This window comes from Proteus hauseri, assembly GCF_040139125.1.
GTDB classification, from domain to species: Bacteria; Pseudomonadota; Gammaproteobacteria; order Enterobacterales; family Enterobacteriaceae; genus Proteus; species Proteus hauseri_B.
Genome location: NZ_JBEEUB010000009.1, coordinates 42,937 through 59,317 on the forward strand (window position 1 = coordinate 42,937; position 16,381 = coordinate 59,317).

At 38.6% G+C, this 16,381-nt stretch carries 13 protein-coding genes; 4 read left to right on the top strand and 9 right to left on the bottom strand.

Features of this window, described 5'->3' with window-relative positions; all coding sequences use genetic code 11:
- Nucleotides 1–27: 27 nt before the first annotated feature.
- Both ABN099_RS14660 and ABN099_RS14665 read left to right on the top strand, forming a co-directional pair.
- The gene (locus ABN099_RS14660; protein ID WP_349464660.1) at nt 28–807 is read left to right on the top strand and encodes a hypothetical protein; all 780 of its coding nucleotides are present in this window, start codon (nt 28–30) and stop codon (nt 805–807) included.
- Nucleotides 804–1,232 carry a TOBE domain-containing protein gene (locus ABN099_RS14665; protein ID WP_349464662.1) on the top strand — a complete coding sequence of 143 codons (429 nt, stop codon included), beginning with the start codon at nt 804–806 and terminating at the stop codon, nt 1,230–1,232. The genes ABN099_RS14660 and ABN099_RS14665 overlap by 4 nt, the downstream gene beginning before the upstream one ends.
- A 142-nt stretch (nt 1,233–1,374) precedes the next feature.
- Here ABN099_RS14665 and ABN099_RS14670 read toward each other — a convergent pair whose 3' ends face one another.
- The 7 genes from ABN099_RS14670 to fdnG form a co-directional block, all read right to left on the bottom strand.
- Nucleotides 1,375–3,021, bottom strand: coding sequence for an LTA synthase family protein (locus tag ABN099_RS14670; RefSeq protein WP_349464663.1), 1,647 nt, complete (start codon nt 3,019–3,021; stop codon nt 1,375–1,377).
- A 119-nt stretch (nt 3,022–3,140) separates the two neighbouring features.
- A complete protein-coding gene (selB, locus tag ABN099_RS14675; protein WP_349464665.1) occupies nt 3,141–5,003 on the bottom strand; it encodes a selenocysteine-specific translation elongation factor in 1,863 nt (620 codons plus the stop codon).
- Nucleotides 5,000–6,391, bottom strand: coding sequence for an L-seryl-tRNA(Sec) selenium transferase (selA, locus tag ABN099_RS14680; protein ID WP_349464667.1), 1,392 nt, complete (start codon nt 6,389–6,391; stop codon nt 5,000–5,002). Before selA ends, selB begins: the two co-directional genes overlap by 4 nt.
- Nucleotides 6,392–6,406: 15 nt before the next feature.
- Nucleotides 6,407–7,327, bottom strand: coding sequence for a formate dehydrogenase accessory protein FdhE (gene fdhE, locus ABN099_RS14685; RefSeq protein ID WP_349464669.1), 921 nt, complete (start codon nt 7,325–7,327; stop codon nt 6,407–6,409).
- 234 nt (nt 7,328–7,561) lie between these two features.
- On the bottom strand, nt 7,562–8,221 hold the full coding sequence (gene fdoI, locus ABN099_RS14690; protein WP_349464671.1) for a formate dehydrogenase cytochrome b556 subunit: 660 nt from the start codon (nt 8,219–8,221) through the stop codon (nt 7,562–7,564).
- Entirely contained in the window at nt 8,218–9,156 is a 939-nt protein-coding gene (gene fdxH / locus ABN099_RS14695) for a formate dehydrogenase subunit beta (RefSeq protein WP_349464673.1), read from the bottom strand. The genes fdoI and fdxH overlap by 4 nt, the downstream gene beginning before the upstream one ends.
- 11 nt (nt 9,157–9,167) lie before the next feature.
- On the bottom strand, nt 9,168–12,215 hold the full coding sequence (fdnG, locus tag ABN099_RS14700; protein WP_349464675.1) for a formate dehydrogenase-N subunit alpha: 3,048 nt from the start codon (nt 12,213–12,215) through the stop codon (nt 9,168–9,170).
- 178 nt (nt 12,216–12,393) lie between these two features.
- On the opposite strand from fdnG, the gene fdhD reads away from it, so the two are divergent.
- Complete coding sequence (fdhD, locus tag ABN099_RS14705) at nt 12,394–13,224, top strand: formate dehydrogenase accessory sulfurtransferase FdhD (protein ID WP_349464677.1); 831 nt, start codon at nt 12,394–12,396, stop codon at nt 13,222–13,224.
- Between the two features lie 84 nt (nt 13,225–13,308).
- Here fdhD and ABN099_RS14710 read toward each other — a convergent pair whose 3' ends face one another.
- Together ABN099_RS14710 and umoA are read right to left on the bottom strand one after the other, a co-directional pair.
- On the bottom strand, nt 13,309–14,172 hold the full coding sequence (locus ABN099_RS14710) for an ATP-grasp fold amidoligase family protein (protein WP_349464679.1): 864 nt from the start codon (nt 14,170–14,172) through the stop codon (nt 13,309–13,311).
- Nucleotides 14,173–14,473: 301 nt separating this feature from the next.
- A complete protein-coding gene (gene umoA, locus ABN099_RS14715; RefSeq protein WP_349464681.1) occupies nt 14,474–15,010 on the bottom strand; it encodes a UmoA family flagellar biogenesis regulator in 537 nt (178 codons plus the stop codon).
- Nucleotides 15,011–15,222: 212 nt separating this feature from the next.
- Here umoA and ABN099_RS14720 point away from each other — a divergent pair, with 212 nt between their 5' ends.
- On the top strand, nt 15,223–16,110 hold the full coding sequence (locus ABN099_RS14720; RefSeq protein ID WP_349464683.1) for a LysR family transcriptional regulator: 888 nt from the start codon (nt 15,223–15,225) through the stop codon (nt 16,108–16,110).
- The last annotated feature ends 271 nt before the right edge of the window (nt 16,111–16,381 follow it).

A 16,381-nucleotide genomic window follows, 5' to 3' on the forward strand; every position in this document is an offset into this window, starting at 1 on the left:
CTATCATCAAATTGATAAGACAATAATATGAGTATATCACGCCAATTTACATCAGCGAGAGAAAACTTAAATGAGAAGGTTTTTCATTTTTTCTATGAAGAATCTTTAAATAATAAAGCACTTTCTTTGATTATGAATAAAGTGAATTTATTTGATTTTTCAAATATTTATGCTTTTGGTGGGGTTGTGCGTGATATTGAGCTAAAAAATAAGCCTTCAGATATTGATTTGGTTTTCAATGGCTATCGTGATGATTTTGATTTATTGATTGAAAGTCTAAATGGCGAACGTATTATTAAAAATAAATTTGGTGGGTTTCGTATAGAAACCAGCCAATTAGATATTGATCTTTGGTTCTTTAAAGATACTTGGGCACTTTTAAACAATAAAATAGATGATACTAATAACAGAATTGATGACCTGTTAAAAACGACATTTTTTAATTGGGATGCCGTATTGTTTGATTTTAAAAATAAAGATATTATTTGTGATAAGTATTATTACCAATGTTTAAATAACCGACATCTAGATATAAATTTAGTTGATAATCCTAATACTCTAGGCTCTTTTTCAAGAATTATAAAAAACATATTTCATAATAATGCAATTTATTTATCAGAAGAAATAGTTAATTATTTAGAAAAATCATTTTCTGATTATAGTTTTTCTGAAATTAGAGAGTTTTATTTATCTAAAAATCAAGAATATGACTTACAGCTACGAAATTTAATATCTCTCTATGATAGAGTAAATACTAGGATTGAATACTCAACAAAGTTAAAATCAACAATAGAGGTGGATAAATGAAAGTTTCAGCACGTAATCAGCTAGTTGGTAAAGTTGTTGATATTATTGAAGGCGCGGTAAATAGCGAAGTGATTTTATCCTTAGCTCATGGCGAGAAACTGGCAACCATTATCACTAAAGAGAGCTGTGATAGCTTAAAAATAAAAAAAGATGGTGAAGCTATTGCGATTATTAAAGCGCCATGGGTTGTGCTTGCACTGCCTGATTGTGGTTTAAACTTCTCTGCTCGTAATCAGTTCGCTGGTAAAGTGACTCAAATTGTACAAGGTGCTGTTAATTCAACTATCCATTTAGAGACAGCGAAAGGATTAGAGTTAACGGCAGTGATTACTAACGAAAGTCTGCAAGAGATGAAACTAGCAAAAGGTAGTGATGTATTAGCGCTAGTTAAAGCATCAAGTGTGATTGTTGCTACTCGTAAATAAATTATTGTTAGATTTTATCGAGTCAAAACGTGTTGCATTGAAAAGAGGCTAATTATTAGCCTCTTTTTTGGTTTAGATAAAATGGAGTAATTTAAGATTTATAGCCCCGATCACCTTTTTAATTAAAGGTATCGAAGCGTTGTTAATCTTCTTCACCAGCCACTTTGAGCTGCTGATAAATATAGTTTTTATAACTGTTAATTAGTTTCTCATCTTCACAGTCATTTAATTTACCTTCACACAAGTGACGCATTTGAATATTGGCTTTGTAAAAAGGCGACAACGGTAAACGTGCGCGCTCTAGCAACATTCCACCAAGGAAACTAATATCCGTTAGCTCACCTGTCGATAAAGGAGCTCCTTGGGTTAAATTATCGCGTAAAGTAAATTGTGTAATATGTGCAGGATCAGAAAATTGAGATTGGTAATTTTTTAACTCAATATTAGGTTGATGATCACCAAAATAGAGAAATAACGTTGGTTTTTCTCGTTGAGCAACAAAGTGAGAAAAATCTTCTATAGCAGGATCGCTATTGATGATTTTCTCCATATAGTGGCTAAATTTACCCGGCGCATTACTGCTTTCAGTATGTCCGGTGACTTGATAATCATCAGCGTGCGATTCATTATATGGACCATGTTCATACATGGTTAATGAGAACACAAATAGCGGTTTATCTGTGTGTGTTTTTAATACTTCTTTCAGATAACCCAACATATCTTTTGTTGAGATAGTCCATAAGTTCTCTTCTAGACTTCCGGGATAGCCTAACTCTTGAGGTTGAATAATTTCATCAACTCCCATTTCTCCATAAGCATATCCAGCATGATAAGCACTACGATTAAATGGTGTAAGTAATACGGTGTAATAGCCTTCAGATTTTAGTTGGCGAAATAAACTTTCATTTAAGTTATCAACCACAAAGTAGAATACCGAGTTTTTACGAGAACCGAAGTCATCCGTATTTAACCCTGTTAATACAGAAAACTCAGAGAGCCAAGTACCACCACCAAAAGTTTGTACGCGCAATGCACTTTGTGCACTTACAGCGTTATCTTTTTTAAACATAAAGAGATCAGGTAAAGCCACATCTTTATTAAACTGATAAATAGCAGGATTGACGGTGGACTCTTGTAGCAAGACAACAATATCTGGTTTTATTGTTGTTTGTGTTTCTGGCAGGTTGATATTTGCTGCTTTTTCAAGAAAGTAATCCGCTTTTTCACTGAAATAAGGTGGGGAATAGGTAGTTTGGTAACCTGACATAATTAAATTCGTTACCGTTCCTTTACCACCCGGTAGTGTTCCTTCCCACTCGGTTTGCCATTTTTCTATCGTGAAATGTGCAGTAGTTAAGCCAATCACTATCAACAATATTGCACTAATACGTAATTTGAAAATAGATTTTTTAGAGAAACGCCAAGCTACTAACATATTAATCAGTAACCAAATTAGCATGACTATTAAGGCAACACCCGCTTCCCAATAATGACCTAAAGTGCCAAGGTTAGAGCTATCAAGGGCAAGATTAATGTCAGAGAACATTAATGGTTCTTTATAATAATGAACTTTGAGTTGGTTGATAAACTTAATAATAATAAACAACGTGCCCGTTGTTACTGCTGCAAATAAGTAACGTGCCGATAAAATAAAAATGATAGCAAATAGAATGAAGTAAGCACTGACAGAGAGTAAAGCAGTATAAACAAGGTTAGCTTTTTCAAATACGATAAATAGAGAGGCAATAAAAATTAGTGCAATGTATATGCACCCTGATAGTTTTTTCATATCTCTTTCCGAGCATAGCAATAAGTTATTATGATGAGATTTTTACAAATATCGCAGGATATTACCTTAATTTGGCTGAATAGGGTATTCAGCCAAAGGGGACAATATAAAACTAATAACTAGAATAATCCTTTATCCCGTAGAATATGAAGGTCTTTTTTACGACGGGTAAATCCAGTGCGATCAAAATACTCTAAAATTTGTACTGCCAATTTACGTCCAACGGATAACTCATCACGAAAATCGGCGGCAGTAACACTACCATTAGTTTCATTATATTTGATGATGATGGAAGCAAACTGTTCTATCGATTTATGAGTATAGTAACGATCTGCAATAATAGGAATGATTAATCCTAATTGTGCCGCTTTGCGTAATAAAGAACGTACTGCTTTCTCGTCGTTTTTCATTTCATCGGCAAGGTCACGCACCCACCATGGTTCTGATTGCTCAAAATAAACTTTGGCTATTTGCCATTGCGCTTCTTGTTCTGCTGAAAACGCTAAACCATGAGACGGTAGATGAAGCCAACCACGACTTTGATTGATTGCTCCTGCTTTTAGAAGCTGTTCAATTAAGCTATAGACGATTTCATCGTGATAAGTGGGTAATGCCATACGCTTTAATCGCGAACGACCCACACCCATTTGATCATTATGTTGTTGGTGATATTCATCAAGGGTATCTAACAGTTTTTGCTTAGCGCTCAGCGCATTTTCTTGAGAAAGAATAACGCCTGCTGCCGAGATTATATCCACAGTGGATAACAGCTGATTTAGTGCCGAGTCTGTTAGTTGTTGAGCCCAAGAAAATTGATTAAGTAATAGCTCACCTTTGGGTAAACATAATTGTAAATATTCACGCTCATCAGCCGCTTTATCAAGAGCATGTAGCCACGTTAAAAATTCATCTTGGCGTTTTCCACGCCGTGGCGAATGTAAGTATAAAACTTTTGCTGCCGCTAAAGTACGTTGTGCACCAATATCACGAAGAATAAGACGGTCGTTATCTACCAGCCACAGTGGAGTATCAAGAATAAGCTCGGCTAACTGTGGTGCATCATTTGTCTCATTAAGTAGTGCAACACGACCTGTAATATGGCGAGTTCCATGGTGAATATGAACTGGCTGCCAATGTTTTAAAGGTTCATCTGTAACCAAACTAACTAATACTTTATGAGCCTGATAATTTGGCTGTTGCGATAATAACCAATCACCACGAGAGACGTTATCTTTACTAATATCCCCAGTTATATTGATAGCAATACGATGACCTGCACCCGCACTTTCTACGGGCTGATTTTGTGCATGGAGCGCTCTTATTCTTACTGGTTTATCAGCACCCGTTAACCAAAAAGTATCACCAACAGAAATTTGTCCTGCAAGCGCGGTACCAGTAACAACTAAACCTGCACCTTTAATACTAAAGACGCGGTCTATCGCAAGTCTAAAACGTTTATGCCACTGTGGATGTTGTTGCGCTTGTTGGTGCAAGGCAACTAAGTAATTGCGTAATTCGGGAATGCCTTCACCCGTTGGCGCAGAAGTGACAAAAATAGCAAAATCATGCCAACCTAAGTTAGCTAAAAAATCGCTGATTTGTTGGCGAACTTCTTCAATGCGTTGTGATGAGACGCGATCTGCTTTCGTTAGGATAACGGTAACTCGAGGGCAGCCAGCAAGACGAAGAATAGAGATATGTTCGATGGTTTGCGCCATTACGCCGTCGTCACATGCCACGATAAGCAGCGCGTGAGAAATCCCCCCTACACCAGCAAGCATATTAGAGAGAAATTTTTCATGCCCCGGTACATCAACAAAACCAATAGATGTTCCATCGGTTTGAGGCCAATAGGCATAACCTAAATCTATCGTCATGCCACGCTTTTTCTCTTCAGGTAGGTGAGTGGTGTCTACCCCTGTAATTGCTTGTATTAGTGTGGTCTTTCCGTGGTCAACATGACCTGCTGTAGCAAAAATCATAGTAAAAGTGCCTGTATTAATGCATTTTCATCCTCAAGACAGCGTAGATCAAGCCACAGACGACCATCTGTAATACGGCCAATAATTGGCTTTTCTAAATGACGCCACTGCGCAGCTAATGCTTCTAATTGGCTGCCTTTTCCTGCTTTGGCTTCAAATGTCAGTGCTACACTCGGTAAGCTTTCAATAGGTAATGAACCACTGCCTATCTGTGAAGCGCATGAGGAGATATTGATATGGTAATATTCCCCATAATATGCCTGAAAATGAGGCAATAACCGTTGCGCCATATCATTAATTTCTGTTTGTGTCCGAGTCAACAAACGTAATGTCGGAATTTCAATAGCCATTTTTTCTGGCTGTTGATACAGGCGTAAAGTGGCATCTAATGCTGCTAATGTCATTTTATCAACACGCAGTACTCGTTTAAGAGGATGGCGTTGAATAGCATCAATCCACTCTTTTTTACCTAAAATGATCCCTGCTTGTGGACCACCTAATAATTTATCACCAGAAAAAGTCACAAGATCAATACCTTGTTGTAAATAGTCTTGTGGCATCGGTTCAGCAGGTAAACCCAAACGTGATAAGTCAGTCATAGAACCACTGCCTAAATCGATAGCGGTAGGTAGCCCCATCTCTTTTCCTAGCGCGGCGAGCTCTTCACCATGAACTTCAGCTGTGAACCCTTGAATACAGTAATTACTGGTATGTACTTTCATCAGTAATCCCGTATTTTCATTAATCGCATTACGGTAATCTTTTAAGTGTGTGCGATTTGTTGTACCCACTTCTTTTAACGTGCAGCCAGCTTGTGTCATTACATCCGGAATACGAAAAGCGCCACCAATTTCCACCAACTCTCCCCGAGAAACGACGACTTCTTTATTCGGGGCAACGGTTGCTAACATCAGTAAAACAGCCGCCGCATTGTTATTAACAATACAGGCATCTTCAGCACCCGTTAATTCACAAAGTAAATCGGCAACGCTACGATCTCGGTGACCTCGAGATGCACCATCAAGTGAATATTCTAAGGTTGCCGCTGAGCGCATTACTTGGCTTACTGCTTCAATAGCGGATTCGGCAATTAATGCGCGACCTAAATTAGTGTGTAAAACGGTACCTGTTAAATTAAATACTGGCTTAATGGATGATTTTCGCTGTTGAGTAATACGATTTTTTAATTCATCAGCCCAATGGTTATGCCATTGGGGAAGACTATTTTCTTGGCGAATAATGATACGCGCTTCTTGTTGTAATTTTCGTAAGTGCTCTGCAATAAATGTCTGCCCATAAGAAGCGATGAGCGCTTGAATATCTGCTTGATGCAGTAATTTATCAATCGACGGCAATTGGCTATAAAGTGAGCGCGTATCATTTGTCATGCTAATACCTAATAATTATTCATTTGGAAATAATAATGGGTTAATACTACTACGGGCAAAGCCCTCTTCTTCCATTTTTGCATCAAGAATAATCGATGCTAGATCATCAGCGACTGCATCAACATTGGCATCTTTTTCTTGATATAAAATCTTCAGATAACTACCACAATCGCCACAGCTTTCTGCTTTAACCGCTGCTTTTTCGCTATCAAGTGACCAGTAGTTTAGTTTACCTGTTAGCTCACAGTTGGTGCATTTAATGCGTACAACATGCCACTCGGTTTCACATAAATTACAGTGTAAATAGCGCAGTCCTTGGGTTGTGCCAATCTGTACCATACTTGAAACTGGCATACTGTTACATACAGGGCAGAATTGACGGTTTTCACCATATTCTGTTTTGGCTTTACCCGGAATGTTTGCCGCAAGTTGTGCCCAATAAAGGGATAATGCAGCCCAAATAAAAACAGATTTATCAGCTGGAACTTTTGAATACTCATCGTTAAGTAGTGCTGTTGCCATCTCTTCAAGCTCATTTTCAGATGCTTTTGACAGATTTTCTAATGTAACTTTAGCACTTTCAGGCACGACTGTGATGAGTTCAGCAATGATAGAAGCTAATAGCTTATGCCAGTGTTTGCTGCGTTGAAATGTTTTTCTATCTAAAGGCGCTTTATTGGCTTGTTGTGCTAACAACGGTGCTAAGTCGAGCTCAAGAGGATTATCATGTAGCGCTTTTTCTTGTGCGCTGGCAACCTCTGCGGCAAATTCGAGGTAATCCGCAAATGGGTTATCTTTTGCTAGTGTTTGAAAACGTTCAGCACGACGTTGATAGAGATTTTTCAGATTAGGAAACAGTACTGGTGGAATAAAACTAATACTTTTCTCTGATTGCTCTTTGCCTAATTGCTCTTTAGGAACGATGCGAATACTCATAACGTTCTATCTTCCTATAATCATTAATTTTATAGTTTATTACTCACTTTTGTTGGCATCAGGATAAATCAAAAACTTACTTGAAGCCATTACAGTAGGTAATGATGAGATCATGTTATTGTTTTTTTTCACAATGAATCATTAACACCGGAAAAAATGAAAAAACACGAGAATAAAATAAAAAAACGGAGGCATACTTCAGCCTCCGTTTGTTCAGAAATGAGTATTGGTGCCCTATTTCTGTGACGGCTTGTTCTCTTCTTCTTTTTTCTCTTCTTCTAGCACTTCACGATACCAGCGTGGGTGGTGCTTTTTAGCCCAACCGCGTGTTACCCAGCCTTCGACCATACTGCGGATTGAGCCTTTAACCCAAAATGCCGCATAAGCATGAACGAAAACCGTAATTATCAGTAAGATTGCTGAGAATGAATGCACCAGCAATGCAATACGAATAACCGGAATAGAGAAATAATCAGCGAAATAAGGACGCCAAATGATAACACCACTCACTGTCAGCAGAATAAGACTGATACTTAATGTCCAGTAAATTCCTTTTTGACCAAGGTTGTAGTGACCAATATCACCGGCTTCTTCATTTTGCAGTACTTTATGAATGTTTTTAGCCCAAACCAAATCATCTTTATCAATAAAGTTGTGCTTCAAGTATCTGAAGAACATGAAGATAAAGAGGAATGCCATTACACTACCCACAAATGGGTGGAGTAAACGGGATAATTCTGGCGTTCCTAAAATATTCATAAACCAGTTCAGAGATGGGAAGAAAAAGCCCAATCCACTGATGGCAGTGAAAACGAAAACTATCGCTACTAGCCAGTGGTTAATACGCTCTGACGCGGTATGGCGAAGAATTTTATCGCTTTTCTTCTTCATCATTTTTGCTCCTCTTTATTCACAGATGTCTGTGTTTTAGAAGATGCTTCCATCTCTTTAAGTGCTTCTTCTTCATCTTCTTCAGTAGTACGGTTAGGACCGACACCTAAGTAGTGGAAGATTGCACCTGCAAAGGTTGCCGCAAAACCAACCGCAGCCAGTGGTTTCCAAATGCCTTTCCAGAATTTAACCGTTGGGCTAATTTCTGGGTTATCGGGTAAACCGTGATACAGATTTGGTCTATCAGCATGATGAAGTACGTACATAACGTGCGTACCACCTACACCTTGTGGATCATACAAACCTGCTTTGTCATAACCACGGGTGTTGAGTTCTGCAACACGTTCATTAGCTAGATCGATCATTGATTCTTTAGAACCAAAATGAATCGCACCAGTAGGACATGTTTTCACACACGCAGGCTCTTGACCGACTTCAACACGATCAACACACAGAGTACATTTATAAGCGCGGTTATCTTCTTCGTTAATGCGAGGTACATCAAAAGGACAACCCGCAATACAATAACCACAACCAATACAGTGTTCAGATTGAAAATCGACAATACCGTTAGCGTATTGAACAATTGCACCTTCAGCAGGACAAGCCTTTAAACAGCCCGGATCAGCACAGTGCATACAACCATCTTTACGGATTAACCACTCCAGTTTGCCGTTCTCTTCAACTTCTGAGAAACGCATTACTGTCCATGATTTAGCCGTTAAATCCATCGGATTATCGTAAACACCGACGTTAAGACCCACTTTATCGCGAATATCGTTCCATTCAGAACAGGCAACCTGACACGCTTTACAGCCGATACAAGTTGTTACGTCGATAAGTTTTGCCACCTCTTCCTTGTAATCCCGCACATGAGGTGCGGGAGTAAGGGAATTGGTAGCAGAGCGACGAATAATGTCTTGAGATTGCAGTGACATAATTTATCTCCTTACACCTTTTCCACATTAACAAGGAACGCTTTAAATTCAGGCGTTTGTGTATTTGCATCACCGACGAATGGCGTTAACGTATTGGCAATAAAGCCTTTAACTGCAACACCTTCAAAGCCCCAGTGAATAGGAATACCAATGGTATCCACATTACGACCATCGACTTGTAGGGTTCTAATACGTTTAGTGACCACCGCTTTGGCTTTGATATAACCACGTTTTGAGCTGACTCTGACGGTATCGCCTTGAACAATGCCTTTTTCTGCAGCTAAACGTTCACCGATTTCGATAAATTGTTGTGGCTGAATAATTGCATTTAACAACGCGTGTTTAGTCCAGAAGTGGAAGTGTTCAGTCAGACGATAAGTTGTACCGACATATGGGAACTCTTCTGCTTTACCCATCTCTTTCCAGTCATCTTTAAAGATACGAGCAGCTGGGTTAGAAACGACATTAGGGTGCAATGGATTGGTACTTAATGGTGTTTCAATTGGTTCATAGTGCTCTGGGAATGGACCTTCTGCCATCTTATCGATAGCAAACAGACGACCCATACCTTCAGGTTGCATAATAAACGGACCGACATCAGAACCTGGTGCTGCATTGCTATAGTCAGGTACATCAATACCTGTCCATTTGCTGCCATCCCATTCGATTAATGTACGTTTAGGATCCCACGGTTTACCTTGTGGGTCTGCCGATGCACGGTTATAAATAATACGGCGGTTAAGAGGCCATGCCCATGCCCAACCTAATGTGTTACCCAACCCTGATGGGTCTGAGTTATCACGGTTAGCCATTTGGTTGCCTTTCTCTGTCCAGCTACCAGCGAAGATCCAACAGCCACTTGCGGTTGTACCATCATCACGTAATTGAGCGAACGAGCTAAGGAGTTGACCTTTTTTCAGAATGATATTGCCATCAGCGTCTTTTAAATCGACTAATGCTCTACCATTACTTTCTTGTGCCACTTCTGACGATGTTGGATTATCAGGATCAAAATAATCCCAAGTCATATTCAACACCTGCTCTGGCATCGCACCGCCTTCTTCTCTGTAGAGTTGGCGTAAGCGATGGAAAATACCCGACAGTATTTCAGCATCAGGCATTGCAACACCCGGTGCATCACCACCTTTCCAGTGCCACTGTAACCAGCGACCAGAGTTAACGATAGAGCCGTCTTCTTCTGCGAAACAGGTTGTTGGTAGACGGAATACTTCGGTTTGGATCTCTTCTGTCTTAACATCGTTCTCTTCACCGTGGTTCTGCCAGAAACAAGACGTTTCTGTATTAAGCGGATCCATAGTGATAAGGAATTTCAGTTTTGATAATGAACGAATAACTTTGTTTTTATTCGGGAATGAAGCTACAGGGTTAAAGCCTTGGCAGATATAGCCGTTGACTTCACCTTTATCCATCATCTCGAAATATTGTAAAACGTCGTATGGTTTGTCCCACTTAGGTAATAGTGAGAAACCCCAATCATTATCACGTTGAGCATTATCACCATAGAATGTCTTCATCATGCTGACGAAGAATTTAGGATAATTGCCCCAATAGTTTACTTGCCCTGGTACGGTTGCTTTTGGCGTATTCGCGGCTAAGTAGGTTTCTAATGAAGTCTGCTTTTCAGAAGGCAGCGTCATATAGCCCGGTAAGCTTTGAGATAACAGACCAAGGTCAGTTAAGCCTTGAATATTTGAGTGACCACGCAGTGCGTTAACACCACCACCCGCCATACCCATATTACCTAACAGTAATTGGATCATTGCCATGGTACGAATGTTTTGCGCACCAACGGTATGTTGAGTCCAGCCTAATGCATACAGGAAAGAGGCTGTTTTATCTTTCGCTGCAGTTTCTGCAATATATTCACAGACTTTTAAGAAATCTTCTTTTGGTGTACCACAAATCTGAGTAACGACATCAGGCGTATAACGGCTAACGTGTTGTTTTAACAGATTCCAGACACAACGAGGATGTTGTAATGTGGTGTCGCGTTTTGCGAAACCATTTTCATCCATCTCGTAGTTCCAAGTGGTTTTGTCATATTGACGTTTTTCAGGGTTGTAACCACTGAATAGACCATCATCAAAGTGATAATCTTCACGCACGATCAAACTTGCGTTGGTATAAGCCTCAACGTACTCTTTTTGATATTTCTTATTTTCTAGCAGATATAAAATCACACCAGATAAGAATGTAATATCAGTACCAGAACGGATAGGCGTATAGAAATCCGCAACAGCCGCAGTACGGGTAAAGCGTGGATCAATAACAATTAATTTGGCTTTATTATGGATTTTAGCTTCCATCGCCCAGCGAAAACCTACAGGGTGAGCTTCTGCCGCATTACCGCCCATAACGACGATAAGATTGGCATTTTTCATGTCAACCCAGTGGTTGGTCATCGCACCGCGACCAAATGTTGGAGCAAGACTTGCTACCGTTGGTCCGTGTCAGACACGCGCTTGGTTATCGACAGCGAGCATCCCGAGAGCTCGGGAGAATTTCTGAGTTAAAAACCCAGTTTCATTACTTGCTGCTGAGGCGCAAAGCATACCTGTTGTTAACCAACGGTTGACTTCAACACCTTCTTTGTTGAGTTTCTGGAAATTGGCGTCGCGGTCTTTTTTGATTAAGCGCGCAATGCGGTCAAAAGTCTCTTCCCATGATAATTTCACCCATTTATCCGAGCCGGGTGCGCGGTATTCTGGGTGTTGTAAGCGACCTTTACTGTGGATGAAATCCACAAGACCTGCACCTTTAGGACAAAGTGCACCACGGTTTACCGGGTGGTCTGAGTCACCTTCAATATGGAATATCGTTTCTTTTGCGTTTTTCGCGCCATCGCCCAGACTATACATTAATAGTCCACAACCGACAGAACAGTACGTACAGGTATTTCGGGTTTCGCGGGCACGCAGTAATTTATACTGACGTGAGCCTGCTAACGCAACCGCTGGTGCAAAACCTAGCGCAGCCGCCGTTGTACCTGCCATACCGCCAGCACAGATCTTAAAGAACTGTCTTCTGCTGACCTGCATGGGGTCTCTCCTCATCATACATTGCTTTTACTGACTCTGATTTTCTTCACGAAAATGGAGCTGATTTTTGTTTTATTCCCGTTATCCTAAACAGGATCAGGTTCATTGCCTGATAGGTAGTGTAAAATCCTTTTACCCGTATTGTTATTATGTATTAATAAATTTAGGAATTCATCTTATGGATGAAACAAAATCGACAGAATTGTTAACTAAACGTGTAATCATTGGCGTAGATCAAACAATTGTGCAACACAAAGGGGCTCTTGGATGTGAAGAACACGACTATATCGCACTCGAAGTTCCTGTTGCTCTAGTTTATAACGGAATCTCTCATGTTGTTATGATGGCAAGCCCTAAAAATTTAGAGTTGTTCGCTGTCGGATTTTCTTTGTCTGAAGGTATTATAGAATCTGCGAGCGAAATTCGCAGCATTGAAATTGTTGAAAGTTGTAACGGTGGTATTGAAGTTCAAGTTGAATTATCAAGCCGACGCTTTATGGGATTAAAAGAGCGACGCCGCAGTATGGCTGGGCGCACAGGATGTGGGATTTGCGGAACAGAGCAACTTGAAGAGATTTTTCGTCCTATTACGCCATTACCTTTTACACAAACTTTTTCACTTTCAAATCTTGATAAAGCGCTAGAGCAGATGAAAACAGTACAAGAGATCGGTGAATTAACCGGCTGTACTCATGCGGCTGTTTGGCTATCGCCAGAAGGTGAAATGCAAGGTGGATGTGAAGATGTTGGGCGTCATGTCGCTCTTGATAAACTTATCGGTTTAAAAGCACAAAAAGAGTGGGCAGAGGGGGCTGTACTTGTTTCAAGTCGAGCAAGTTATGAAATGGTACAAAAAGCAGCAATGTGTGGTGCTGAAATTTTGTTTGCTGTTTCAGCTGCAACCTCTTTAGCGGTTGAAGTTGCCAATCAATACAATGTGACGCTGGTGGGATTTTGCCGCCGTGGACGCGCTACGATATTTACGCATCCACAACGACTTACTGATTAAACAAAATGAATTATTTTAAAATAGGTGTAACGGTTTGAGTTTATCACTTTACACCTATTTGATTTTCTTATTTTTATCTATTGATTATGACCACAATTCACCTAATTTATAATCCCACTCTTTAGGTTTGATAGGAATGCGCCCTGCATTTGGGGTAAATGTCATTTCGCTAAACAGTAATCTATTTTCCGACATCAAAAAGTCTACGCGGCAATAGATAAAGGCTTGAGCTAACTTTTCTGCAAGGCAGAGCATGTCTTGAAATAGTAAAGGCTTTTCAACATGCTCTGGTGTGTTGGGGTCTTCTAAAGTAAAAGGTTGTAGCTGCCAGTGAGCGTTATACACATTAATATACTCATTGCCTTCCATATCAGAGAGGTCAATTTCAGCATAGTGGGCATTACCCTGAAAACAGTGAATTCGGCAAGTTGTTGGAACCATTGGACACTCTGTTTCAAACAGGTCGATATACTCTTCGCAAATTATTTGTGGTTTGATATTTTTATAGTGCCATTCACGAGTAACATGATAAAGATTGCGTTTTAGATGAAAAGCGAGCTTCTGCTTTGCTTTATCCAAAGCGAAATTAGCTTTATCTAGGCAGATAATAGCACTGCCGCTATCATGATTACATTTGAGAACAAAGCGAGAAGGTAACTCATCTAACATTATCTCATCGGGATGAGCGTATATTTTAATAATAGGTACAAGATATTGTTTACCAATTTTATCCGTAACATACTCTCTTACCTTAATCTTATCGGCTAATTGAGTATAAATAGGCTTTCTATCATAAAGCATACGTGCGTTGATTTTTTCATTAAGAGATGTGGGGATAATAAAATTGGGTTGATAACCTAAGTTACGTATAAACTTATTTTTTAAATAGGTTTTATCAGGCACTAAAACAGTACGTAGTTGTTTAAAGTAATATTCTAATAGTTTCATAATCTGATGTTTATTCTAAATGTATAATTAAATTAAATGCCTGATAATGGAAGTGCTTTATATATAGAAATATTAATGAATGATTAAAAATCAGAATAAAGATTTATAGGTTTTTAAGAAAAGGTTTTTAATTAATATCACTATTTAAAAGCACTGCTGTTATCTTTGGTTTTACGGTTTTTTATAATTGAAATAGAGATGTTGATATTTTAATCATTATCAATATTTTTTATTGTAAAATAGAGGCGAAATAATGACATTAAGAGATAATTAATAAAACTAAATATAGATTAAGGATATATTAATTGACTGACCACTTTGTTACGCTAATAGGTCTATCCCAACTATGAAAACGTAATCCTTTTCCGGTTCTATTTCCGTGGCTATCTAGTATTTCATAATATTCTTCAACAATTTGACTACGACCACGTTGCCACTCATTGGTTGTTGCAAAAGGATCGACTAAATAGATATCCCCAACAACAGTATATAACTCACCTAAATAACGAATTTTACGCGTTCCGCTGCTTGAGTAGTGAGTAAACATAATTTGGTAAGTTTTATAGTGTTCAGGTTGACCATAAGGGCCATATTTCATCGCAATATAACGAATACCTTGAGGTTCTGAATGGCTTTCTCCACCGGGAACCGGCATATCAGGCGTAATGTTGAAAAGTGTGTAACGAGAGCTTGCTGTGGGTTGTCTTAATGCTTGTCGATAACTTTGAGTATCTAAGCCTGATGCTGTCCATGTTCTATCCACAAGGCCATTTTCTGCATAACAGAAGAAAGATAATACTAATAATGAAAGAGTTATAACAAGGGACTTAGCTGACATAAATACTCCTTTATTGTCATTATGATGCCAGAAAATAAGGTGGTTATTCCCTGAAACAGAGCGGAAGAATCCCTTTATTTCTAGCGGTTAGCACATCTTATTCCAAATGGTTATCAAAATTAGCATTAACATAATCACGTTAAATATAAATTTAATTTATTTGTTCTGTGATAAAATAATAAAATGCAGAACCATCTGAAGGTTGATGATTAATGGATACTCGTTTATTGAATGCATTTGTTGTATTGGCAGAAACAGGACATTTTGGTGAAGCGTCATTACGTCTTTTTATTAGTCAGCCGGCACTCACTAAACAGATTAAAACATTAGAATCTCAACTTGGTGTGGTGTTATTTCAGCGAGGAAGACAAGGCGCTAAATTAACTCAAGAAGGGCAATATTTATTAAGCCAATCGCAATCTGTGTTACGAGAAGCACGCATTTTAGAAGACCAAGCACACCAATTGGCAACACCTGAAAAAGTGGCGTTAAATGCTGGGTTTGGACTTTGTGCGTTAAGTTTTATCACACCATTATTGAGCAGATTTAATCAGTACTATCCTGATATTTCGGTAAATATTGAAGATATGCCTTCTAATAAAATGGAGTTGCAACTGATTGGTGGAACACTTGATTTTGCTTTTTCTCAGTTGCCCGTTCAAAAACCGCTAAAAGGTATGGTATTGGCTAAAGAGCAGTTAATGTTAGCAATACCAACACAAAATATTACCGTACTAGAAGCTGATTATCATCCATTACATTATTTTGAAATACTGGGGCTGATTCAATTAATGCCAGAAAAAGGGCAGCGGTTTTATCAACAAATCGATAATTTTTTAACCTATCACCAAATTAAGCCTCGTATATTGCAGCAATCACCCGATATTCAAACTCAACTTTCTTTTGTTGCGGCAGGATTAGGCATGGCATTTGTACCTAAAAGTGCAGCGCTATTATGCGACAAAAAAAGAGTTACATTATTACCGCTTTCTGGCACATATTCTCAATGGGAAATAGGCATTATTTGGAATAATAATATTGAGAATAAAAATCGTGATCTCTTTATTAATTTAATATCTAAGGAAATAAATATATTATAATTATCCAAATAAAATTTATTATTACCAATTCCATTGGTCTTTATTTGGTTATTTAATGAGTGATCTTTGTTCTTATATTGTTTTAATTACTAATTAAAGTAATTAAAAATAATATTTGTGATTTCATTCACAGAAATGAATGGAAATAATTCCTCTCTCTATTGGCTATTTTAATAAAAAATCAATTTAAAACATTAAATTAAACTTCTTATCATAATGTAATTCGGTTTGATTAAAAAGCAGGTCACTAAAAAGTGTTATTTACAATGCG

Excerpts from the sequence above, each read along its gene's own strand:
- selB (WP_349464665.1), bottom strand. The coding sequence starts at position 5,003 with ATGATTTTTGCTACAGCAGGTCATGTTGACCACGGAAAGACCACACTA.
- umoA (WP_349464681.1), bottom strand. The coding sequence starts at position 15,010 with ATGTCAGCTAAGTCCCTTGTTATAACTCTTTCATTATTAGTATTATCT.
- selA (WP_349464667.1), bottom strand. The coding sequence starts at position 6,391 with ATGACAAATGATACGCGCTCACTTTATAGCCAATTGCCGTCGATTGAT.
- fdoI (WP_349464671.1), bottom strand. The coding sequence starts at position 8,221 with ATGATGAAGAAGAAAAGCGATAAAATTCTTCGCCATACCGCGTCAGAG.
- ABN099_RS14660 (WP_349464660.1), top strand. The coding sequence starts at position 28 with ATGAGTATATCACGCCAATTTACATCAGCGAGAGAAAACTTAAATGAG.
- fdhD (WP_349464677.1), top strand. The coding sequence starts at position 12,394 with ATGGATGAAACAAAATCGACAGAATTGTTAACTAAACGTGTAATCATT.
- fdxH (WP_349464673.1), bottom strand. The coding sequence starts at position 9,156 with ATGTCACTGCAATCTCAAGACATTATTCGTCGCTCTGCTACCAATTCC.
- ABN099_RS14720 (WP_349464683.1), top strand. The coding sequence starts at position 15,223 with ATGGATACTCGTTTATTGAATGCATTTGTTGTATTGGCAGAAACAGGA.
- ABN099_RS14670 (WP_349464663.1), bottom strand. The coding sequence starts at position 3,021 with ATGAAAAAACTATCAGGGTGCATATACATTGCACTAATTTTTATTGCC.
- fdhE (WP_349464669.1), bottom strand. The coding sequence starts at position 7,327 with ATGAGTATTCGCATCGTTCCTAAAGAGCAATTAGGCAAAGAGCAATCA.
- ABN099_RS14710 (WP_349464679.1), bottom strand. The coding sequence starts at position 14,172 with ATGAAACTATTAGAATATTACTTTAAACAACTACGTACTGTTTTAGTG.
- ABN099_RS14665 (WP_349464662.1), top strand. The coding sequence starts at position 804 with ATGAAAGTTTCAGCACGTAATCAGCTAGTTGGTAAAGTTGTTGATATT.